The organism is Thermosynechococcus sp. NK55a (assembly GCF_000505665.1).
In the GTDB taxonomy this organism is placed as follows: domain Bacteria; phylum Cyanobacteriota; class Cyanobacteriia; order Thermosynechococcales; family Thermosynechococcaceae; genus Thermosynechococcus.
This window is the reverse complement of sequence record NC_023033.1, coordinates 1,598,532-1,619,171: the sequence shown is the minus strand read 5'-3', so window position 1 is coordinate 1,619,171 and position 20,640 is coordinate 1,598,532. Positions and strand designations below refer to the sequence as shown.

Annotated in this window: 21 protein-coding genes; 11 read left to right on the top strand and 10 right to left on the bottom strand. The window is 53.8% G+C overall.

The annotated features are described in order from the left end of the window. The first annotated feature begins 60 nt into the window (after nucleotides 1-60). The 3 genes from lpxA to NK55_RS12915 all read left to right on the top strand — a co-directional run bounded on the left by lpxA (nucleotide 61) and on the right by NK55_RS12915 (nucleotide 2,922). On the top strand, nucleotides 61-864 hold the full coding sequence (lpxA, locus tag NK55_RS07865) for an acyl-ACP--UDP-N-acetylglucosamine O-acyltransferase (RefSeq protein WP_024125227.1): 804 nt from the start codon (nucleotides 61-63) through the stop codon (nucleotides 862-864). A gap of 62 nt (nucleotides 865-926) precedes the next feature. Continuing rightward, nucleotides 927-1,460 (top strand): hypothetical protein, encoded by a 534-nt coding sequence (locus NK55_RS07860; RefSeq protein WP_024125226.1) that lies wholly within the window; start codon nucleotides 927-929, stop codon nucleotides 1,458-1,460. Between the two features lie 7 nt (nucleotides 1,461-1,467). Continuing rightward, complete coding sequence (locus tag NK55_RS12915) at nucleotides 1,468-2,922, top strand: serine/threonine-protein kinase (protein WP_024125225.1); 1,455 nt, start codon at nucleotides 1,468-1,470, stop codon at nucleotides 2,920-2,922. Here the strand turns inward: NK55_RS12915 and NK55_RS07850 are convergent. After that, a complete protein-coding gene (locus tag NK55_RS07850) occupies nucleotides 2,902-3,600 on the bottom strand; it encodes a DUF1995 family protein (RefSeq protein WP_024125224.1) in 699 nt (232 codons plus the stop codon). The genes NK55_RS12915 and NK55_RS07850 overlap by 21 nt on opposite strands. 5 nt (nucleotides 3,601-3,605) lie before the next feature. Next, entirely contained in the window at nucleotides 3,606-3,935 is a 330-nt protein-coding gene (locus NK55_RS07845) for an Hpt domain-containing protein (RefSeq protein ID WP_024125223.1), read from the bottom strand. A gap of 203 nt (nucleotides 3,936-4,138) precedes the next feature. Between NK55_RS07845 and argC the strand changes: the two genes are divergently transcribed. Then, on the top strand, nucleotides 4,139-5,191 hold the full coding sequence (gene argC, locus NK55_RS07840; protein ID WP_041429146.1) for an N-acetyl-gamma-glutamyl-phosphate reductase: 1,053 nt from the start codon (nucleotides 4,139-4,141) through the stop codon (nucleotides 5,189-5,191). Nucleotides 5,192-5,194: 3 nt separating this feature from the next. Here argC and NK55_RS13695 read toward each other — a convergent pair whose 3' ends face one another. From NK55_RS13695 to hemH, 3 genes are all read right to left on the bottom strand, one after another. Then, nucleotides 5,195-5,365 carry a hypothetical protein gene (locus NK55_RS13695; protein ID WP_024125221.1) on the bottom strand — a complete coding sequence of 57 codons (171 nt, stop codon included), beginning with the start codon at nucleotides 5,363-5,365 and terminating at the stop codon, nucleotides 5,195-5,197. 19 nt (nucleotides 5,366-5,384) lie between these two features. Continuing rightward, a complete protein-coding gene (locus tag NK55_RS07835) occupies nucleotides 5,385-5,669 on the bottom strand; it encodes a hypothetical protein (protein ID WP_024125220.1) in 285 nt (94 codons plus the stop codon). Nucleotides 5,670-5,748: 79 nt separating this feature from the next. After that, the gene (gene hemH, locus NK55_RS07830) at nucleotides 5,749-6,915 is read right to left on the bottom strand and encodes a ferrochelatase (protein WP_041429144.1); all 1,167 of its coding nucleotides are present in this window, start codon (nucleotides 6,913-6,915) and stop codon (nucleotides 5,749-5,751) included. Between the two features lie 120 nt (nucleotides 6,916-7,035). Here hemH and NK55_RS07825 point away from each other — a divergent pair, with 120 nt between their 5' ends. From NK55_RS07825 to NK55_RS07815, 3 genes are all read left to right on the top strand, one after another. Next, nucleotides 7,036-8,628, top strand: a complete 1,593-nt coding sequence (locus NK55_RS07825) for an Hsp70 family protein (protein ID WP_024125218.1) — start codon at nucleotides 7,036-7,038, stop codon at nucleotides 8,626-8,628. Between the two features lie 12 nt (nucleotides 8,629-8,640). Then, entirely contained in the window at nucleotides 8,641-8,904 is a 264-nt protein-coding gene (locus tag NK55_RS07820; RefSeq protein WP_024125217.1) for a DUF3146 family protein, read from the top strand. 65 nt (nucleotides 8,905-8,969) lie between these two features. Further along, a complete protein-coding gene (locus NK55_RS07815) occupies nucleotides 8,970-9,164 on the top strand; it encodes a hypothetical protein (protein WP_024125216.1) in 195 nt (64 codons plus the stop codon). Here NK55_RS07815 and NK55_RS13515 read toward each other — a convergent pair. From NK55_RS13515 to NK55_RS07800, 3 genes are read right to left on the bottom strand one after another with little or no spacing between them, the layout of a single operon-like run. Next, a complete protein-coding gene (locus tag NK55_RS13515) occupies nucleotides 9,142-10,290 on the bottom strand; it encodes a site-specific integrase (RefSeq protein ID WP_024125215.1) in 1,149 nt (382 codons plus the stop codon). The two genes, NK55_RS07815 and NK55_RS13515, sit on opposite strands and share 23 nt — an antisense overlap. Continuing rightward, a complete protein-coding gene (locus NK55_RS07805; protein WP_024125214.1) occupies nucleotides 10,265-12,574 on the bottom strand; it encodes a heavy metal translocating P-type ATPase in 2,310 nt (769 codons plus the stop codon). The genes NK55_RS13515 and NK55_RS07805 overlap by 26 nt, the downstream gene beginning before the upstream one ends. 35 nt (nucleotides 12,575-12,609) lie before the next feature. Then, on the bottom strand, nucleotides 12,610-13,578 hold the full coding sequence (locus NK55_RS07800; RefSeq protein WP_157869693.1) for a bestrophin family protein: 969 nt from the start codon (nucleotides 13,576-13,578) through the stop codon (nucleotides 12,610-12,612). A 186-nt stretch (nucleotides 13,579-13,764) separates the two neighbouring features. Here NK55_RS07800 and NK55_RS07795 point away from each other — a divergent pair, with 186 nt between their 5' ends. Then, nucleotides 13,765-13,974 (top strand): chlorophyll a/b-binding protein, encoded by a 210-nt coding sequence (locus NK55_RS07795; RefSeq protein WP_024125212.1) that lies wholly within the window; start codon nucleotides 13,765-13,767, stop codon nucleotides 13,972-13,974. Nucleotides 13,975-14,431: 457 nt separating this feature from the next. On the opposite strand, the gene galE is transcribed toward NK55_RS07795, so the two are convergent. Beyond that, nucleotides 14,432-15,463, bottom strand: coding sequence for a UDP-glucose 4-epimerase GalE (gene galE, locus NK55_RS07790; protein WP_024125211.1), 1,032 nt, complete (start codon nucleotides 15,461-15,463; stop codon nucleotides 14,432-14,434). A gap of 44 nt (nucleotides 15,464-15,507) precedes the next feature. Here galE and NK55_RS07785 point away from each other — a divergent pair, with 44 nt between their 5' ends. Further along, nucleotides 15,508-17,133: a peptide chain release factor 3 gene (locus NK55_RS07785; RefSeq protein WP_024125210.1), complete on the top strand. Its 1,626-nt coding sequence runs from the start codon at nucleotides 15,508-15,510 to the stop codon at nucleotides 17,131-17,133. Between the two features lie 8 nt (nucleotides 17,134-17,141). After that, on the top strand, nucleotides 17,142-17,750 hold the full coding sequence (gene recR / locus NK55_RS07780; RefSeq protein ID WP_024125209.1) for a recombination mediator RecR: 609 nt from the start codon (nucleotides 17,142-17,144) through the stop codon (nucleotides 17,748-17,750). Here recR and NK55_RS14160 read toward each other — a convergent pair whose 3' ends face one another. Beyond that, entirely contained in the window at nucleotides 17,751-18,455 is a 705-nt protein-coding gene (locus NK55_RS14160; RefSeq protein WP_024125208.1) for a response regulator, read from the bottom strand. A 230-nt stretch (nucleotides 18,456-18,685) separates the two neighbouring features. Here NK55_RS14160 and thrS point away from each other — a divergent pair, with 230 nt between their 5' ends. Then, nucleotides 18,686-20,503 (top strand): threonine--tRNA ligase, encoded by a 1,818-nt coding sequence (gene thrS / locus NK55_RS07770; RefSeq protein ID WP_024125207.1) that lies wholly within the window; start codon nucleotides 18,686-18,688, stop codon nucleotides 20,501-20,503. The last annotated feature ends 137 nt before the right edge of the window (nucleotides 20,504-20,640 follow it).

The window sequence follows — 20,640 nt, the reverse complement described above, 5'->3', positions numbered from 1 at the left end:
GATCAAAATCGCTTAATCTCTTTTATGTTAAGAATCTTTAGCCAATCGTGCAGGAATGTCATGGCGGTTCATCCCACGGCAGTCATTGAGGCGGGTGCCCACATTGGAGAAGAGGTGGAAATTGGTCCTTTTTGCTATGTGGCGGCCACGGTGGAGATTGGACGCGGTACGCAGTTGGCTCCCCATGTGACCCTATTGGGATATACCCGCCTTGGCGAGAACTGCAAAGTACATAGTGGGGCGGTGATTGGCGATCTGCCCCAAGATCTGGCTTATCAAGGGGGAATTAGCTATGTCCACATTGGCGATCGCTGTACGTTGCGGGAGGGAGTGACGATTCATCGGGGAACCCAGCCAGAAACAGTCACCCATGTAGGGCATGATTGCTTGCTGATGGCCCATAGCCACTTGGGTCACAATGTTTATGTGGGGAATCATGTGACAATCGCCAACAATACGTTGATTGCTGGCTATGCCCATGTGGGCGATCGCGCTTTTATCAGCGGCAACTGCCTGGTGCATCAATTTACCCGCATTGGTCGCTTGGCCATGCTTTCTGGCGGTACTGCCATTCAAAAAGATGTGCCCCCCTTTTGTATGACCCGTAGCCTCAGCACCAACACAATCATGGGCTTAAATGTGGTGGGCTTACGGCGAGCCGGCTTTTCTGCCCAAGACCGACAGCTCCTCAAAAAAGCCTTAGATATTCTCTACCGCTCACAATTGACCACCTCCCAAGCCGTTCAGCACCTGCGGGAACAGTTTGTGCATCCTCTCATTCAAGAGTTTTGCGATTTTATCAGTGCCTCAGAACGGGGCATTTGCCACTTTGTCCGCCGCGGCGAGGGAGACGATCGCGCCTGAGGGGAAGATAACCTTTTACCCTCTAAGTATGATCCCCCAACAGACTCTTGCTCCTGTTCGCTATGGCTGAAGTGCTGCTATTGTCCCTGATGAGTGGTAGCCTCGGTGTGTCAGCACTGCTTTACTATCAGTGGTGGGGCTGGCAAAAGCAACTCAGTCAACAATGCGATGAAGAAGAGGAACAGTTGACCACCTACCCCTCTAAAGAAGAACCCCATCAAGCGTCCCCCAAGTTGGCGGGTTGGGAATTCAAAATCCTGCGATCGCGCCGCAACCAATTTCACAATCCCGATGTCCTGCGCAAAGTCTGCCAGGAGGAAGCCCAGGGGGGCTGGATTTTATTTGAAAAGCTGGACGATCGCCGCCTGCGCTTTAGGCGACCCATGGCACTCAGGGAAAAAATTAAGCCGACTCCTAAATATGACCCTTACCGTAGTTACTATGGACCGCGGTTTGAATGGGAATCTTTGTTGTCCGTGATACTCTTGATGATGATGGCAACCTTACCTGCATATTTGGGCTATCGCTTGGTGATTCTCAGTCAACGGTCAGCCTCGCTGTCAACCACTGCTCCGTCTGCTCCATTGCGTCCCTAAGGTACCTATGTCCTCCCTTAGTTTACTTAGTGTGGGCACAATCCTCCAAGGGGGCAAATATCGCCTCGATGCCCTTTTGAGCCAGGGGGGCTTTGGGGTCACCTATCGCGCAACCCACACCCTACTCCATCAGACGGTGGTGCTCAAAACATTGAACTTGCAGCAGGAACCCCCAAAGCGGATTCATGATCTGGGGGAGCGGTTTATTCAGGAAGCCCAGCGTCTTGCCCAGTTTAATCATCCCCACATTGTGCGTGTCAGTGATTGCTTTATTGAGGGGGGTCGCCCCTTCATTGTTATGGACTATATCCCCGGCCGAACATTGGCGCAGGTGATTCAGGAGGAAGGCCCGCTGCCGGAAAAAACGGCGCTCCACTATATCCGCCAAGTGGCCAGTGCCCTTGAATTGGTGCATGAGCATGGCCTACTGCACCGCGATGTCAAGCCCGATAACATTATGCTGCGGGAGGGCACCGATCAGGTGGTGCTGATTGACTTTGGCATTGCCCGTGAATACACCACTGGGGTGACGGAAACAAATACGGGGCTGGTCTCAGCAGGTTATGCGCCAGTGGAGCAGTATTTACCGCGCCACCAATGGACGCCCGCCACTGATGTCTATGCTCTTGCGGCAACCCTCTATGCCCTTTTGGCCGGACGCCCGCCTGTGGCCTCGATCCTGCGCGATCGCGTGCCGCTCGAGGACTTACGCCAGTTTCAGCCCAATCTAAGCCAGCGCACCATTGATGCTATTGAAGTGGGAATGGCTTTGGATGTCCGTGAGCGTCCCCAAACGGTGCGGGCCTGGTTACAACTGCTGATGGGGCAGTCTGTGGCGCGTCAAACCACAGCAACGGTGGCGGTAATGCCGCAGCACCGATCCACTGTTTTTGCCAATACTCAACCAGAGGGGACAGCAGTCGTTGCTTCCCCTAGACAACGCAATTTTTCGCCGTGGCTGTGGCTGTTGGGAACGGCAATCTTTGGCAGCCTAGCGGGCATTGGCCTAGGGCTATTTTTGCGCCATCAACGCGTGGACACAGTGACTCCTCCTCCCCCGCATCCTCAGGAACAGGCATTTCCACCAACCCTGCCGACTGTTGTACCACCCGTAGAGATGACGCCCCGCCCCACTCCGACACCGACCCCAGAGCCGGAACCCACCCCCACGGAACCGACGCCCACCCCAGAGCAGACGGAAACTCCCACCCCCAGTCCGAGTCCTGAGGAAGTGTCGCCAGGGTTAACGCCAACTCCTCCTCCATCCCTATCTCCCACCCCCCCAAAGCCCCCAAAGAGCGCAGAGCCGCCCGTCGCCCCCCCGCCGCCGTTGAACCATCTCCACCGGCACCTGCGCCCTCGCCAGCACCGACAGACACAACGCCGGAGGGATCACCTCCGCCAACGAGTAACACTGAACCGGCTACCCCTTAGAGGGTGTCTAGTTCTGAAGTGCTCGTAAAAAGGCAGCCAAGCGACTAAAGATTCCCTGACCACGGGGTTGACCTTGGGGGGTGAGGGCACGCTCAATGTCCTCGCTACTGGGGCGTTGCGCAAATTCTGCTAAGCACGTGGGGGCTGCTTCACTGTATTGCCAAATTTGCCACGGTTGGGGATAACAGCGCCAGAGAATAATGGTTTCTGCGAGGGGACGCAGATAATAGCAGGGTTCGAGAGTGTTCAAAAATCGTTCCCGCAACCGGCGACCGGCGTAGCCAATGCCCACGGTGGCCACATCCTGTAGCCGTGGGTTCAAGAGAATAAAGGGGCGATCGCCCGCAGTCAGACACATCTGCTCAATTGCCGTGACCTCCACAGGGGTAGGGGCAACAATCACAATGGCGCGATCGCTCGCTTCAATGGGTGTCAGAAGTTCATTAACCCCCCGCACCCTATAGGGGGTTTCACCCCATTCACGACGAGCAAGAGCCGCAGAGCCAGCATCGGCAAAAAAGACCTTAAGATCACTGCCCATTTCGGCAAACAGGGGCAGGTAGCCAGCCGCCAAGCCCATGGGATTGAGATCAGGAAGCAGAATCTCGATTTGCAGGCGGTTTTTACCCTCTTGGAGCGCCGCTTGGGTGGCCTGCTGGGCTTGACTCAGGGCAGTCTCCAGGCTATCGGGCGGCAAAATGGACATGGGGGCTAGGCAGAGACTTCGCTGACCACGGTGTTAAAGAGGCGCTGCAGCTCCTCTATGAGCGCTTTGGCCTGCCCTAGGGTCTCTGTGGTAGTGGACTGTTCTAGTTGGGCTGCGACTGCTTGCATGGCGCTAATACCGACATTGCCACTGGCTCCCTTGAGGTGATGGGCCTCTCGCTTGATTTGATCCACGTTCCCTTGGTTCACAGCTTCTGCCAAAGCCGCTAGGCGTTGCTGGGCATCCTCGACAAAGGTTTGTAGCAGTTCCAACTCAAACTCGCGATCGCCCCCCGAAAGGGTAGCTAAATAGTCCCAGTCAATTGGCGATGTCATCAGTTCCCAATTCCCCACAGGTGACTCGTCGTTATTGTAGCCTGTCCTAGCCAAGGCAATTCAAGGGTTGAGGCAAGAAGCATAGGGGGAGCTTTGTAATAATTCTTAACTTCCTGAGCGCAGTTTACCCCCTTGGCGAAATCAGGGATTCGATGGCACTATCGCAGTGGCTCAGCAAACAACCGCAGCAAAGACGAGGAACTATGGGCGATCGCGTGACGGTGGGGATTGTGGGTGCCTCAGGCTATGGGGGCGTCCAACTGGTGCGCTTACTCCTTGAGCACCCCCAAGTGGAGATTGTTTATCTCGGTGGTGAAGGCAGTGCCGGTCGCCCCTACACGGAGTTATATCCCCACTTGCAGGGGCGGGTGAATCTCACGGTGGAGCCCGTATCCGTGGAGGTCATTCGCGATCGCGCCCAAGTGGTGTTTCTCTCGCTGCCCAATGGCATTGCTTGTAAGCTTGTCCCGCAACTCCTTGAGCAGGGCTGTAAAGTGCTGGATCTATCGGCAGACTATCGCTTTCAGGATTTGAAAACCTACACCCAGTGGTACGGTGAACCCAGGGCAGATCAGGCTACGGCCCAAAAGGCGGTCTATGGCTTACCAGAACTCTATCGCGATCGCATTCGCCAAAGTGCCCTCATTGGTTGTCCGGGGTGTTACCCCACCGCTAGTTTGCTGGCACTGGCACCTTTAATGAAGCAAGGGCTGATTGAACCAAATACGGCAATTATTGATGCCAAGTCCGGTACCTCTGGCGGCGGGCGTCAGGGCAAAATCAATCTCCTCCTTGCAGAAGCTGACAATTCCCTTGCCCCTTACAATGTTGCGCGTCACCGCCACACCCCAGAAATTGAAGCCATTTGTAGTGATTTGGCTGGCCAAAGTGTTCTCGTGCAGTTTACACCCCACCTCGTGCCCATGCCTCGGGGGATTTTGGCCACTGTCTATGCCACCCTGCGGGATCCGGGTCTGGTACGTGAAGATTTGATCACTATCTACCAAGCCTTTTATCGCCATTCCCCTTGGGTCAATATCCTGCCCCCCGGCCTCTATCCCCAAACCAAATGGGCCTGGGGCACCAATGCCTGCTTTATTGGCATTGAAGTGGATGAGCGCACCGGCCGCGTGATTGTCATGTCTGCCATTGATAACCTCATGAAGGGCCAAGCCTCCCAGGCGGTGCAGTGTTTGAATTTGATGATGGGTTGGCCAGAGACGATGGGCTTACCGCAGGTTGCTTTTTATCCCTAGGACTCAAGTTTCATCCTGTGTCACCAAGGGCAGGCGATCGCCCCGTAGAATCTCCGTACTGGCTGCACTCAAGCATAACCCCATCTGCCATAATCCCTGTCCTAGGCACAAAGCCACCAGAAAGGGAGCAGTACTCAAGCTTAACAGTAGCGTTGTCGGTGTCAAGGGAGCCATCGGAACTCATCAATCAATATCAATCAACATCTGAACTATTCCCCTCCTCCTCAGGCGGAAGACTGGCAAAGAGCAATTCTCGGGATTTCTTTAGTTGTTTCCAGAGGGCCTTGATTTGATTGTAGGCCTCATCGCTAGTGATTTTTCCACCGGTTTCCAAGCCACAAATGTAGTTTACCCGTTGGGCAAATTCCTGCAAATTGGCATTAAAGGCCAAATTTTGGGGCGTAAATGGGCCGCGGTAGGAACTGATGGGGAAGAGGAACTTTTGTTTGTCAAATTCTGGCTTGGGCGCTTCAGACACAACTATAGCCTTTCTCAATGGCACTAGGTCTATTGTATCGAAAATTTTAAGATTCCCCCTCTCAGGCAGGCGACATTGCTCACAATAGCCCCAGCATATGTAAGGGGCCTTGACCACTGATGAGTTCAATCATCAACGCCAGAAAACCCAACATGGCCAAGCGACCATTCCAGCGTTCGGCGGCGGAGGTCATGCCCCATTCCCAGCGCTCCTGGGGATAAAGCTTCACCCGCTTGCGGGACTTGTTTACCTCAGCAAAGGTGCGCGGTGGTGCTGCTAGGGCATCCTTCACCAGTTGGGCAAGGGCGCTAATAAAACCATTGTGATCGTTGAGGGCGGGCACTCGCCGAAACACTTCAATGCCGGCTTCTTCAGCAATCTCGCGGTACTCGATGTCAATTTCTTGGAGAGTTTCAATGTGCTCTGAAACGAAGCTAATGGGCACCACAACCAGGGTTTTCACCCCTTGGGCTGCCAATTCGAGAATGACATCTTCGGTGTAGGGTTGCAGCCACTCGACCGGCCCCACCCGACTTTGGTAGGCCAGCACATGGGCATTGGGGCGATTGAGGGCAGCCATGATCAGCCTGACGCAGGCTTCAATTTCCTCTTGGTAGGGATCGCCGGCTTCGCTGACATAGCTTTTGGGAACGCCGTGGGCACTAAAGAAAACTACCGCCTCATCGGGGTTGGGACACCGATCCAGTTCTTGGCGAATCAAGTCCGCCATGGCGAGCACATAACCGGGGTGGTTGTACCAAGAGGGGATCAGCGTATAGCGAATTTTTTGCAATTCAGGGTCTTGATTCCATAGGCTCTCTAGGAGGCGAAAACTGGAACCACTTGTGCTAATGGAAAACTGAGGATAAAGGGGCAAAATCACCAGCTCGCGAATTTGATCCGCTTTGATTTGGGCGATCGCCTCCTCCGTAAAGGGGTGCCAGTAGCGCATCCCAATGTACAAGTTAGCCTCAATGCCAATGCCTCCTAAGGCGTCTTTCAGGGCACGGGCTTGCTGTTCGGTAATGCGCCGCAGGGGGGAGCCGCCACCAATTTGGGCATAGTTTGCCTGAGAGCGACGGGCCCGACTGGTGGAAATAAACCACGCAAGAGGCTTTTGGAGCCAACGAAAGGGGAGGCGAATGATTTCGGGATCGGAGAACAGGTTGTACAAAAAAGGGCGGACATCCTCGGGGCGATCGGGCCCCCCTAAATTGAGAAGTAGTACACCTGTTTGGCTCGCCATTCCCAAAATCACCTAAATCTTTTCGCGATCGCTTTCTTATTGTGACATACTCTCAGGATCTCAGGGGGAGAAAATCTCGCTAAGGTAAGGATTAAAGAATGTTGTTGATGTGTTCAAACGGTGACCTACGCAATTGATTTTGGAACCAGTAATACGTTGGTGGCGCGGTGGAATTCTGCCGCTCAAGCTGCCGAAGCGGTAACGCTCCCTGGACGCTCGGTGGGCTTTGGTGAGGTGCCTGCCCTTGTCCCCAGCTTGGTCTATGTGGAGGATGCCAGTGTGCCTCTGGTGGTGGTGGGGCAGCAGGTGCGCGATCGCGGGCTTGATGTGGTGGGCGATCGCCGATTTTTCTCGCGATTTAAGCGCGGCATTGGCACCACGGTACAGGGCTATTTACCAGAGTTAGATGGCTGTTCCTTGAGCTTTGAAACCATTGGCACCTGGTTTTTGCAAGCCCTGGTGCAAGAACTGAAACCCACTGGCGGCGGCGACATCGAGCAGGGGCTGATTTTCACGGTGCCCGTAGATAGTTTTGAGACCTATCGCCGTTGGCTGTGGCAGGTGTGTGAGAGGTTGGCCCTTCAGCAAATTCGCCTCTTGGATGAACCCACGGCTGCGGCTTTGGGCTATGGGGTGGCCGATCGCCCGCTGATTTTGGTGATTGATTTTGGCGGGGGTACCCTCGATCTCTCCCTTGTGGAACTCAAGACCAATCAACGGCAAAGCAGTCCCTTGGGATTTATTCTCAAGTGGGGCGATCGCCAGTGGGCCGCTAGCGACAACCAACGCCCCCGCACCGCCCGGGTGATTGCTAAGGCAGGATTGAATTTAGGGGGCACGGATATTGATCACTGGATTGTCGATGAGTGGGTGAAGCGCGGGTTGCCTGCCAATAGTCTGCTGCTGCGCCTTGCTGAACGCTTAAAAATTCAACTCTCGCAGCAGCCCTACGCCCAACAGGTGTACTTTGACAGCGAAACATTCACCACCCTTGAACTGCGCCTTGAGCGGCCTGAACTGGAGGAGATTCTCCGGCAACAGCAGTTTTTCCAACGCCTCGATAATGCCCTCACTCAAGTACTACAACAGGCCCGCCGCCAAGGGATTACTCCCGACACAATTGATGCAGTTCTCCTGGTGGGGGGAACCACGCAAATGCCAGCGGTGCAAAAATGGGTTGCCGAGTATTTTGACCCTGCCAAGATCAGTGGCCAGCATCCCTTTACGGCAGTGGCCATGGGTGCCCTAGCGGTGACCCAAGGGCTAGAGCTCAAGGATTTCCTTTACCACAGCTACGGTATTCGCTTTTGGGATGCCAAGCTCAACCGTCATGGCTGGCACCCAATTATTCAGCGGGGACAGCCCTACCCCATGGCTGAACCCGTGGAATTGATTTTAGGTGCCTCGACGGAGGGCCAGCCTAGTATTGAACTGGTGATTGGTGAACTGGGGGATGAACAAGGGGGCGTGGAGATCTTTTTTGATGGCGATCGCCTGATTACCCGTAGTGTGAGTGAACGGACAGTGCAGCCCCTCAACGACACCCCCCAGGGCAAAACCCTCGCAAGATTGGATCCTCCCGGCTATCCGGGGAGCGATCGCATTCGTGTCCTCTTGCAAGTAGATGGCGATCGCCAACTGCGGGTCACCGTTGATGACTTGCTCACCCAAGAGCGTCTCATCAATAATCAAATCGTCACCCAATTGCGTTGACCGAGTTGAATTGTGGCTAGCCACCCCCTACCCCAAACCACTGCCTATGTCCGCATCATTGCCCAAAGTTGGCAAGAGGGTCACATTCGTGGCCACGTCTGCGCTAGCGAGTACCAGTGGGAATTTTGTTGGCAATTTAAGGCCAAAAAACTGCAAATCTCCCCCGTCCTTGGACGTGCCCTGATCAAAGAACCCTTGGGCCGATTTCTGGAAGCCCAAGATTATCAATTGGAGCCGGGGGGCGATTATGAATTTGTTGTCCGTGCCAAATTTTAGGTGCGTTCCTCTGTGCCTAAGCTACAATCAGTGAGGAAACCTGTGCTGATATTGCCAGATAGCCTATGTTCTTGAGCGAATTAGCGCCCCTTGTTAAAGAGTTAAGCCAAAAACCCGTTGCCTTTATGGGGGGCTTTGTCTCTGGATTGTTGGGGTTGAGCCTCGATCAAAAGCCGGTGAGTGACTGGCTCAAGCAGTACGGCGACTATCAGCCCCCCAGTCCCCCCCCCAGTGACTTCAAGAGTATTCGCATTGAGTAAGGACACGAGTCACTGCCTGCCGTTGATCCCGTAGGGTCAGCCAGCGGTGATAGGTTTGGGTATGAATCGCCACACTGTGTCCCATCATCCGTGCGGCAACGGTATCGGGTAAGCCATAGTGAATTGTGCGCACCGCCCAAGCATGGCGCAAGTCATAGGGACGAAAGGGCAGGCCGTAGCGGCGAAATTGTTGATTGACCCGTTGGCCAATGCGCTGCAGTGTGGTTTTGGTTAAATCCGTATTGATCCTTGGCAACTGGGGCGATCGCAATCCAAAGACCTCAACCCACTGGGGAGGAAAGGGCCACACTTGATGGCAGCCAGTTTTTGTGGTTTCCTGCACCTCAATCATTCCTTGCGGGTCTCCGGTGACAAGGCCACTCAAATCGCAGAAAAACACTTCATGATTGCGCAGGCCATAGGTGGCCATCAAGCCATAGACATACCGCCACTGGGGATTGGGAATCTGTTGATAGGCGGCTAGAATCTCCTCATCACTGGGTAACTCCCGTGGTTGGAGCGATCGCCGTGAATAGGTGCCCCAAAACTGAGCAAGGGGAATCGGTAACGCCACCCCCAGGAACCGACAAAACCCTTGAAAGGCGGTACAGGCCACCTGTCGTTGTCGCTGATCAGCAGGGATTTGTTGCAACAGGCCATAGATCAATTCTGCTAACGAATAGTCGGGATGGGCGGCCGCGGCTTTGAGTAACTGCCGCAGATAGGGGAGATAGGCGGTTTCCCATGTCGTACGACTGAGATTCCCCTGAGCTAACCATGCAGTTTCAAAGGCGGCAATTTGCTCCCCCAAGGATAACTCCCCAAGACGCCCTAGCCCCTTGACCCGTTCATAGTCCTGCCAGCGAAAGGTGTTTTCGAGTAATTTGGCAGCAATAATTTTGGCTGCCTTCTCTGCTGCTTTAAGACCGCTGGGGGTGGCGGGTAACCCTAGACTTAAACGCTGTTGGTGGGGGCGGAGCCGATGGCTGCCCGGCCGGGGTGGCAGGGTACCCCGTAGGCTGAGGCGTTGGCCGCGCTGTTCAATTTGCAAACCCAACTGCGCCAGTTTGAGGCGTTGATTGACCTGCTGAAGTTGTTGGTCAAGTTTCTGAGGGGAGGTGGCCATTGCTCAGGGATTGTGAACTCACCTTGCTGCCGAAATGATCAAAACTGCGGCGAGGACGTTTTTTCCAAGGAATATCCAGAACCCCTGCTTGGGAGCGGCTACGACTGGGCTTGCGCTCAATTTTGACGGGGCGATAGTCCGTGAGGATGCGCAGGCTATTCAGTTCGGCCAAGAGGGTTGCCCCATTGCTAATCAAAACCGCAATTACGGGGTGCAGGCTCAAAAAGACCCCCGCTAAAACGACACTGACATTGGGAATGACCACAAGGGCAATATTTTGATTAATAATGTTCATCACCTCTTGACTGAGGGCGATCGCCTGCACCAATCCTTCAAGGCTATTGTTCATCAAGACAAGATCTGCAGTTTGCCGCGCCGCATCACTACCGTCAGCAAGGGTGATGGAAATATCAGCGTAGGCCATTGCTGCCGTATCGTTGAAGCCTTCCCCTACGTAGGCCACTACTTTTTCACCGCCATTTTTGAACTTCTCTAGGAGTGCGACTTTGTCCTCTGGCAGCATATTCGTATAGATTTGACCGGGGCGAAAGCCAGTGGCATAGCCCACCGCATTGGCGACTTCGTGGTGATCTCCCGTTACCATATAGCACTCAATGTCCCGCTGTTGTAGAGCGGCAATCACACTAGCGGCTTCAGAGCGTACGGGGTTGCTGTAGAACACCAGAGCCACCAGTTCACCGTTACAGGCAACACACGCAAGGGAACGATTCCAGAGGACGCCTTCATGGGTGCGCAGTTCATCGAGATCAATGGGCACTTGGCGATCGCGCATCAGTTGGGGGGTGCCCACCAAAATTTCCTGTCCCTCTACGGTTGCTGCGGTGCCTTTACCTGGCTCATAGACCCAGTCACTATAGGTGCCCGCCTCAATCCCGCGTTCAGCGGCATATTCAAGGATGGCAAGGGCAAAGGGGTGATTGATTGACTGTTCCACGGTGGCCAGCCAATAGAGCAGCGTTTGCTCACTCAGGCCGGGCTTGAGGAGATTGACCCCCACAATCGTTCCCTTCACCTCTGTCAACGTGCCAGTTTTATCAAAAACAATAACATTGACCCGCGAGAGGAGTTCAAGGGCGCGGCCATTGCGAAAATAAACCCCGACATGGGGAGCATGGGTGAGGGCTGCCAAAATCGCAGTGGGAATTGTAATGCCAATACCTGAGCCAAAGTCCAATTGTAGGGGGGCGATCGCCCGATGGGCATCTAGGGTAGCACCATAGACAATGGCAGCAACGCCCATCGCAGGTAAAATTGCTTGGTTGGAGATTTCCTCAGCGTAGTTTTCAATGCGGGTATCCAGTTGGGGCGCTTGGCGAGCCAGTTGCAGTGTTTTGCCCACCTGAGTATCCTCACCGACGGCTTGGGCAACCACGCAAATTTGTCCGCGCACCACAAGAGAAGACGCAAGCACCGTTTGCTCAGGCTCACAGGGCAGTAGATCCGACTCTCCTGTGAGAAACTGCCGCTGAATCACAGCAGACCCCCAGAGCACGGTACCATCCACAGGCACAGCAGATCCGGCGGCTACAATCACGCGATCGCCCACCTGTAGCTCACCCACAGAGACATTTTGGCGAGTGCCGCTCCGCTCTACCCAATAGGTGCGCTGTTGATCCAGGGGATCAAAAACTTGCTTTTCCCCCACTTGAGCGGTCATATCCCGCAGGGCCCCGCCCAGCTGATTCATAAAAGCGGCTAACACCGGCGCCATGTATTCCCCTTGCAGCGTATGCAGAATCGTCCACAGGGATTCCAGTTGGGTGACATTGAGACGGCGATGTTCGAGGTTCTCTAGGGCTTCTTGGAAGGTGGGTAGTGCCACAACCGCAATGACAGTGGCGACAATGGCCGGGTAAAAGGGCGTTTGTACCGGCAGCAGCGCCACGATCGCCAGCGCCAAGGTGGATAGCGCCATTTTCTCGATAAAGTAGCTGGTGTTCCAGGGGGAGTACACCAACTTATCAATGGGTAGGATCCCCGCCAGTGGAGGGAGATGCTCAGCTGCTGCGGCCTGAATCAATTGGCCAAAGCGCTGAAGGGGATGATTCGCTTCAGGGTTGTACTGGACAATCAGGCTAGCGGCGGGCAAGTTGAGGCGAATCTGTTGCACACTCTCTTCTTGCACAAACAGAGCTTGCAGTTGCCGCCCATAGCGATCGTCATATTGCAGTCGGGGAATCCGTAACCGCACTCGCCCTGGTAAGTGATGCACCACTTCGTAATAAACCTTTGCTGGCGGAGGGGAAAGCACAGTTGCAGTCATGGTCAATTACCCCTAGAAACTCATGAGGAAAAGGGCTAGGCTGAGCGATGGCGATGAGTCGGCGCACTAATCAGGTCATTGATATTTTGCTGCATTGTTAGGCAAATGGCATCCAAGGGCAGATCATTGAGGTCACGGCCAAAGGGATTTTCAATTTCGATGCCAATCTCCTCGACGCCAAAGAGGGTAAACGCCATGAGTCCCACCATTGGCCCCGTCCACCACGCCAGGTTATCCACCAGTTGAAAGGGCAGCAGTAAACAATAGAGAAATAGTAACTGCTTGAGGTGAATGGCGTAGGCAAGGGGCATCGGTGTTTTTAGAATGCGCTCACAGGCGCCCATCGCATCCACCAGTTGCACAAGGAGTTCATCCATGTAGGTAAGTTGATATAAGGACAGGTGCCCTCGGCGGTGTTGGTGGTGCAGATAGTCCTCAAGCCAAAGGGCAATGCGCAGGGGGACATTTTGTACGGTTTGCAGTTCTTTGTATTGGTGGGGCTTGAGCAGGGGTTCCAGTTCGGCAAAGGGCTCCCCCCGCAAGTGTTGCTTGGTGGCGATCGCAAACACCCCCACTAAATGAACAGCATCAATTTTAGCTTGGCGATCCTCGGGACTATTCTCGTCAATGGCGGTCCACATCAAGCGGGTTAGGCTGCGGGAACTATTAACAATGTTGCCCCACTGGCGGCGGCCTTCCCAGAAGCGCTCATAGGCAGTGTTGGTGCGAAAGACGAGGAGCAACCCCAGCACAATCGACGGAATCAGACTGCCCAGAACTGGCCAGTGGACATTGATCACGTAAAAATCAATCGCCGTCACCAAGGTGCCAAAGACACCGCAAAAGAGCACTTCTGAGAGAATGGCCGGAATGACGGAGCCCCGCAGCCGCAGAGCCAGACGTAACCACTGCGGCGGTTGCAACAAAAACTTCGCTACGCCCGAGTGATCTAGAGGTAATTGGCGTTTGGAGCGGTGAAAACCGAGGAAAGAGAAGCGGCTCATGAATACCAGGGGCGATTCCCACCCCAATCTTTAGCACACTGGCGTGCTGAAACGGTGTTTTGACGGCCAAGAACAACTGAAGAGACTGCAAATCTTAAGAAAATCCGTTAGCTCTTGCCATTCCCCAGTAGAAGTGTTAACTTATATTAAGAACAAGAAACACTTCGTAACAAAAGGGGTATCAAAATGAAAGGTGGCAGCATTATTGATGAGCAAGGCAAAATGAACAACTTTGCCATCGAACCCAAAATGTACGTGATGAGTGAGCCGCAAGCCGGCTTTACTCCCTACGCAGAACTCTTCAATGGTCGGCTGGCCATGATTGGGTTTATCTCCCTGTTAGCCTTGGAAGTGATTACGGGCCACGGTCTGATTGGCTTTTTGAATAGCCTCTAGGTCGTTGCTGCGCTCTTAGGCCTATCAGTTCTTCAGCAGCCCTTGCGCCGCTAGAGAGAACAAAAAATTCCTGGAATGGGTCAGCCTACCTTTCGGGGTGGGCTTTTTCCTTTGAGCCTTTAATGGAATGAATCAATCATAACTTATGGTTGATGTCTTACTCCTAGGCACAGAGCCATGATAAGGTAACTAGAAAATTTGTCTGGTTAGTCTATGCCATGAGAACAATTTTGCGCGTCCTAGGGTACTCGACCAAATGCCCGAGGGCTGAACTGACAGTTTTATTTGGCTTGGGCTGTGCGGCCGTCGGTATTGGTTATGGCAAATTGCCTGTAGCTGCGGGAGACTTCTCAATTCGTCTAAGGGCAATTAGTCTAACTGCGGCTTGCTTTGCCATCCATAATACTAGAGTTGGAGTCCATAGAATTTTTTAAGATTTTTTGACTTAGGTAAGCATCTATGGCATTATGACTTCGCTACGTCCGTGGCGACGCTGGTGCCATTGCCAAGCGTGGCGAATGATCTGCTCAATGTCGGGGTACTGGGGCTGCCAGCCTAGGATGCGACGGGCACGATCGCTATTGGCAACGAGGATCGCGGGGTCTCCTGCTCGGCGATCGCCTTCAATAACTGGAATCGAACAACCTGTGACCCTCTGAGCTGTTTCAATAATTTGCCGCACTGAAAACCCTTGGGCATTCCCCAAGTTCAAAATTTCCGAGTTGCCGCCGCTCAAGAGGTACTTTAATCCCAGCACATGGGCTTGGCTTAAGTCCACGACGTGGATATAGTCGCGAATGCAAGTGCCATCGAGGGTGGGATAGTCTGTACCATAAATGGCGATGTGGGGGCGTTGTCCCATGGCTGCCTGCAAGACGAGTGGAATCAGGTGGGTTTCTGGATGGTGATCTTCCCCCAGACGAGAGTGGGGATCCGCACCCGCTGCATTGAAATAGCGGAAAATTAAGGACTTGAGGCCGTAGGCACTGCCCATATCGGCAACTATTTGCTCCACCATCCACTTAGAGCGACCATAGGGATTAATGGGGGCACAGGGGCAGGTTTCGCAAATCGGTACCTCTGGAGGCAAGCCATAGACTGCTGCTGTGGAAGAAAAGATAAGATAGGGAATCTCGGCAGCCACCATTGCCTGTAAGAGGGTTAGGGCCCCATGGACGTTATTTTGATAAAAGCGATCGGGATAGCGGACAGACTCACCCACCTCAATATAGGCAGCAAAATGCATTACTGCTGTCACAGAATAGGTTTGAAACAGCCAATCTAAGAGGGGGCGATCGCCAATATCGCCAACAATGAGTTCTGTTTTGAGGACCGACTCCACCAAGTCGCGGTGTCCCCGCTCCAGCGTATCTAAAATAAGCACTTGAAAGCCGGCCTGCTGGAGTGCCAAGGCGGTATGACTACCGATATAGCCCGCGCCCCCTGTCACCAGAATCAGCGGCGAATTATTATCATTGTTGGTTGTCATTAAAGCCTATCTGTTACACTAGGAGGACACCTACCGATTCTGCCATGACCAGTGACTTGCACCGTGAAATCACCCAAGAGGTGAAACGACGTCGTAATTTTGCCATTATCTCCCACCCAGATGCCGGGAAAACGACGCTCACCGAAAAGTTACTGCTCTACGGTGGCGCCATTCACGAGGCGGGAGCTGTCAAAGCACGGCGAGCTCAGCGACAAGCTACCTCCGACTGGATGGCCATGGAGCAACAGCGGGGCATTTCGATTACCTCCACGGTCCTGCAGCTTGAATATCAAGGCTATCAGATTAACCTCCTGGATACCCCTGGTCACCAGGACTTCAGTGAAGATACCTATCGCACCCTTGCGGCGGCTGATAATGCAGTGATGCTCGTGGATGCTGCGAAGGGTCTAGAGCCCCAAACCCGCAAGCTCTTTGAAGTGTGCCAGCTGCGGGGCTTACCGATTTTTACATTCATCAACAAGCTGGATCGGCCGGGGCGCCAGCCTCTGGAACTCATTGACGAAATTGAACAGGAGCTGGGGCTGATTCCCTATGCGGTGAACTGGCCGTTGGGAATGGGCGATCGCTTTCGGGGGGTGTACGATCGCCTGCGGCAGAATTTTCACTTTTTTGAGCGCACGACCCACGGTAGCCGTGCTGCGGCTGAAACCGTCATTGCCCTTGGGGATCCTGCCATTGCCCCCTACATCGAGCCCTATCGGCTGGAATACAACCAACTCAAGGACGAACTGGAACTCCTCGAGGGTGTCGGTGCCAAGCTCGACCTCAATTTGGTGCATCAGGGGAAAATGACCCCCATCTTCTTTGGCAGTGCCATGACCAACTTTGGTGTGCGTCTGTTTCTGGAGCACTTTTTGACCTATGCGCTGCCGCCAATGGCCTACAAGAGCGATCGCGGGCCCATTGATCCCACCCAAGAGCAGTTCACGGGCTTTGTGTTTAAGCTGCAGGCCAATATGGATCCCAAACATCGCGATCGCGTGGCCTTTGTGCGAGTCTGTAGCGGCAAATTTGAGAAAGACATGACCGTAAGCCATGCCCGCACTGGCAAAACCATTCGCCTCTCACGCCCTCAAAAACTCTTTGCCCAAGGTCGTGAATCCCTGGAAACGGCCTATGCTGGTGATGTCATTGGCCTCAATAATCCGGGGATGTTTGCCATTGGCGACACCCTGTATGTCGGCCCAAAATTAGAGTATGAGGGCATTCCCTGCTTCTCGCCAGAACTCTTTGCCTACCTGCGCAACCCCAATCCCTCCAAGTTCAAATCCTTCCAAAAAGGGGTGAATGAACTGCGGGAAGAGGGCGCCGTGCAAATTATGTACTCCACTGATGAATCGAAACGAGAACCCATCCTTGCCGCTGTCGGGCAACTGCAATTTGAAGTGGTGCAGTTTCGCCTGCTGCATGAATACGGTGTTGAGACCCGCCTTGACCCCCTGCCCTACACCGTTGCGCGTTGGGTACTCGATGGTTGGGAAGCCCTTGAAGCGGTTGGCCGCATTTTTAATGCCGCTACCGTCAAGGACAGTTGGGGACGGCCAGTTCTACTGTTTAAGAACGAGTGGAATCTGCAACAAACAATGGCAGATCATCCAAAACTACGCCTGAGCGCGATCGCCCCCCTTGCCGCTGCGGTGCCTGCCTAGCCTGCCCCATGAGTAGTGTTTATACCCGTCCCCTTGCTCGTCTCATTGAGCAGTTGCAGCGCCTGCCGGGGATTGGCCCGAAGACTGCCCAACGGCTAGCTCTCCACCTCATCAAACGTCCTGAAGCCGATATCCAAGCCCTAGCTCAGGCTCTTCTTGAGGCCAAACAGCAGGTGGGACTTTGTTCAGTGTGTTTTCATCTCTCTGCAGAACCGGTGTGTGAGATCTGTGCCTCGCCCCAGCGAGACAATCACACGATTTGCGTGGTTGCAGATTCCCGCGATGTCATTGCCATTGAAAAAACCCGCGAGTACCACGGCAAGTACCATGTTTTGGGCGGACTCATTTCACCCCTAGAGGGCATTACCCCCGAACACCTGCACATTCAACCGCTCATTCAGCGCGCCAGCCAACCGCAAGTGACAGAAGTGATCCTCGCCATCAACCCCAGTATCGAAGGGGAAACCACCACACTCTATGTGGGACAGCTGCTGCGCCCCTTTGTCAAAGTAACCCGCATTGCCTTTGGCCTACCCGTGGGTGGCGATCTCGACTATGCCGATGAAATGACCCTTGCCCGTGCCCTCGCCGGCCGCCGCGAGATTGAGTGGCAGTAGTTAGTGTCCCCCCTGCAACCGCCGCAATGCCGCCACAATTTGGTGAACGGCTCGCTTCAGTTGATCCACCTCGTGGTGCAACCGTTGGTTTTCAGCTTCTAAAGCAGCAAGGCGATTTTCATCCCCACCACGACCTGTTGCCGCTGGTTGCTGTTGCAGTTGAGCAACCGTTGCTTGGAGTTGAGCAAAGTCATTTGCAGTGACAGATTGTGCCTGCAAGACTTGAATGGCGCCTTCAAGGGCGGCCAATTTGTCATAGACGGGGGTGAGATCCACGGCTACTGGAGCAGCCACTTCAGCATGGGCTACTGCTTTGACGGGTCTGGGCTTACGGGCTTTGCGAAAGGCCTCTTGAATTGCTGCTTCGAGTTGTTCTTTTTCAAAGGGCTTCTCAATAAACTCAAACCACTCAAAGGGCTCCTGGAGCTTCTCTGTGACCTCTTCCTTGCGCCCCGACATAATCACTAAGGGAATTGCCCCTAGGAGGTTGTTTTTCTCCAATTCCTGATAGACTTCCCAGCCGCTCACCTTCGGCAGCAGAAAATCTAGCATGATCAGGGTGGGATCAGACTGCTCAATCAGTTGCAAGCCCTCACGCCCATCCTTGGCCTCCAAGATCTCATAGTCGCCCTCTGGCAACATTTCACGGACGCGCATCCGGATGACTTTACTGTCATCAATGACAACGACTTTACGGCTACTCACGGAAACACTCCATTCCTATGCGAGATTTCTATACAAGATATGCTGAATAGAGGGCGGCAGTGGCATGATCACTATCACTACGTGATTTCAACCTTAGCATAGCCATGTCTTTTCCATTTGCCCACAGGCGATCGCCCCCGCCCCAAAAAAAACTCACTGCTAATCGCCCCAGCAGAATGTCACAATAGAAGTCTCACCCTCATTCAAGATTTGTTAAATAGATCACCCCTATGCCAGAGTCTGCTGCTGCCCCTATTCACCTCCCCAAAACCAGTGAGTCAGAGCGGCTAAAGCGCATTCGCCACACCACCTCCCATATTTTGGCAATGGCCGTCCAGAAGCTGTTTCCCAAGGCTCAAGTGACGATTGGCCCTTGGATTGAAAACGGGTTTTACTACGATTTTGACCACCCAGAGCCCTTCAGTGAAAAAGACCTGAGGCTTATCGAGAAGGAGATGGTCAAGATCATTAAGCGCAAGCTACCAGTGATCCGTGAAGAAGTGACCCGTGCGGAAGCCGAGCGTCGCATTCGCGAACTGGGGGAACCCTACAAGCTAGAAATTCTCCAAGACCTCGAAGAACCAATTACGATTTACCACTTGGGGGATGAGTGGTGGGATCTCTGTGCAGGGCCCCACGTTGAAAATACTGGCGAGATTAATCCCAAGGCGATCGCCCTTGAAAGTGTTGCCGGTGCCTACTGGCGGGGGGATGAAACCAAAGCCCAACTTCAGCGCATCTACGGCACCGCATGGGAAACCCCCGAACAATTGGCGGAGTATAAACGTCGCAAAGAAGAAGCACTCCGCCGCGATCACCGCAAGGTGGGTAAAGAACTAGGCCTGTTTATCTTTGCCGATCCAGTCGGACCAGGTTTGCCCCTATGGACCCCCAAAGGAACGGTGCTCCGCTTCACCCTTGAGGACTTTCTCAAAAAAGAGCAACTGAAGCGGGGATATTTACCGGTGGTCACTCCCCACATTGCCCGTGTGGATTTGTTTAAGACCTCTGGCCACTGGCAAAAGTACAAGGAGGATATGTTCCCTCTAATGGCCGAAGATGCTGAGGCTGCCGCCCACGAGCAGGGGTTTGTCCTCAAGCCGATGAACTGCCCTTTCCACATTCAAATCTATAAAAGTGAGCTGCGCTCCTATCGCGATTTACCGCTGCGGCTGGCGGAATTTGGCACTGTCTATCGCTATGAGCAATCGGGAGAATTAGGGGGCTTAACACGGGTACGCGGCTTTACGGTGGATGACTCCCATCTCTTTGTTACCCCAGAACAGTTGGATGCCGAGTTTTTGAATGTAGTTGACCTCATCCTTACGGTCTTTCGCTGTCTGCGTCTGAATAAATTCAAGGCCCGCTTGAGCTTTCGCGATCCTAAGTCCGATAAATACATTGGCTCCGATGAGGCGTGGTCAAAGGCCGAAGCAGCAATTCAGCGAGCCGTAGAACAGTTGGGCATGAAGCACTTTTTAGGCATTGGTGAAGCCGCCTTCTATGGGCCGAAACTGGACTTTATCTTTGAGGATGCCCTCGGTCGCGAGTGGCAGTTGGGAACGGTTCAGGTAGACTACAATTTGCCTGAGCGCTTTGATTTGGAATATGTTGCTGAGGACAATACCCGCCGCCGACCGGTGATGATCCACCGTGCCCCCTTTGGCTCCCTGGAGCGGCTCATTGGCATTCTCATTGAGGAGTATGCAGGGGATTTCCCCTTTTGGCTAGCACCGGAGCAAGTGCGCCTGTTGCCTGTGGGGGATGAGCAACGTCCCTATGCCGAACGGGTGGCGGCTCAACTGCAAGAGCGGGGGGTGCGCGTGAGCGTGGATCGCAGTGGCGATCGCTTGGCTAAACAAATCCGCAATGCTGAAACCCAGAAAATACCGGTGATGGGCATCATTGGCGCCAAAGAAGTAGAAAGTCAGACGGTGAGTATTCGCACCCGTGCTGTAGGAGATGTCGGTACCTTTGCCGTTGATCACCTGATTGAAAAGCTGACATTGGCAATGGATGCCATGCATGGTGAGATTGAGTGGGGTTAAGCTCAAAATCTCAATTTTGCTCCCAAATTTGCTCCCAAAGAGGAAGGGAAAGGGGCTGGGGTGCAGTAAATCCGATAAGCTTAAAAGAGCTATCGCGGCTGCCGGCTGTTACCTGTAAATTCAGCCCCCTTGTCCTG

Bases quoted from the DNA above. Each gene is read 5' to 3' on its own strand.
- NK55_RS07815 (WP_024125216.1), top strand. From the start codon at position 8,970: ATGTTCTTGAGCGAATTAGCGCCCCTTGTTAAAGAGTTAAGCCAAAAA.
- thrS (WP_024125207.1), top strand. From the start codon at position 18,686: ATGCCAGAGTCTGCTGCTGCCCCTATTCACCTCCCCAAAACCAGTGAG.
- argC (WP_041429146.1), top strand. From the start codon at position 4,139: ATGGGCGATCGCGTGACGGTGGGGATTGTGGGTGCCTCAGGCTATGGG.
- NK55_RS07785 (WP_024125210.1), top strand. From the start codon at position 15,508: ATGACCAGTGACTTGCACCGTGAAATCACCCAAGAGGTGAAACGACGT.
- galE (WP_024125211.1), bottom strand. From the start codon at position 15,463: ATGACAACCAACAATGATAATAATTCGCCGCTGATTCTGGTGACAGGG.
- NK55_RS07860 (WP_024125226.1), top strand. From the start codon at position 927: ATGGCTGAAGTGCTGCTATTGTCCCTGATGAGTGGTAGCCTCGGTGTG.
- NK55_RS07805 (WP_024125214.1), bottom strand. From the start codon at position 12,574: ATGACTGCAACTGTGCTTTCCCCTCCGCCAGCAAAGGTTTATTACGAA.
- NK55_RS07800 (WP_157869693.1), bottom strand. From the start codon at position 13,578: ATGAGCCGCTTCTCTTTCCTCGGTTTTCACCGCTCCAAACGCCAATTA.
- NK55_RS07845 (WP_024125223.1), bottom strand. From the start codon at position 3,935: ATGACATCGCCAATTGACTGGGACTATTTAGCTACCCTTTCGGGGGGC.
- NK55_RS13515 (WP_024125215.1), bottom strand. From the start codon at position 10,290: ATGGCCACCTCCCCTCAGAAACTTGACCAACAACTTCAGCAGGTCAAT.
- lpxA (WP_024125227.1), top strand. From the start codon at position 61: ATGGCGGTTCATCCCACGGCAGTCATTGAGGCGGGTGCCCACATTGGA.
- NK55_RS12915 (WP_024125225.1), top strand. From the start codon at position 1,468: ATGTCCTCCCTTAGTTTACTTAGTGTGGGCACAATCCTCCAAGGGGGC.
- recR (WP_024125209.1), top strand. From the start codon at position 17,142: ATGAGTAGTGTTTATACCCGTCCCCTTGCTCGTCTCATTGAGCAGTTG.
- NK55_RS07850 (WP_024125224.1), bottom strand. From the start codon at position 3,600: ATGTCCATTTTGCCGCCCGATAGCCTGGAGACTGCCCTGAGTCAAGCC.
- NK55_RS13695 (WP_024125221.1), bottom strand. From the start codon at position 5,365: ATGGCTCCCTTGACACCGACAACGCTACTGTTAAGCTTGAGTACTGCT.
- hemH (WP_041429144.1), bottom strand. From the start codon at position 6,915: ATGGCGAGCCAAACAGGTGTACTACTTCTCAATTTAGGGGGGCCCGAT.
- NK55_RS07795 (WP_024125212.1), top strand. From the start codon at position 13,765: ATGAAAGGTGGCAGCATTATTGATGAGCAAGGCAAAATGAACAACTTT.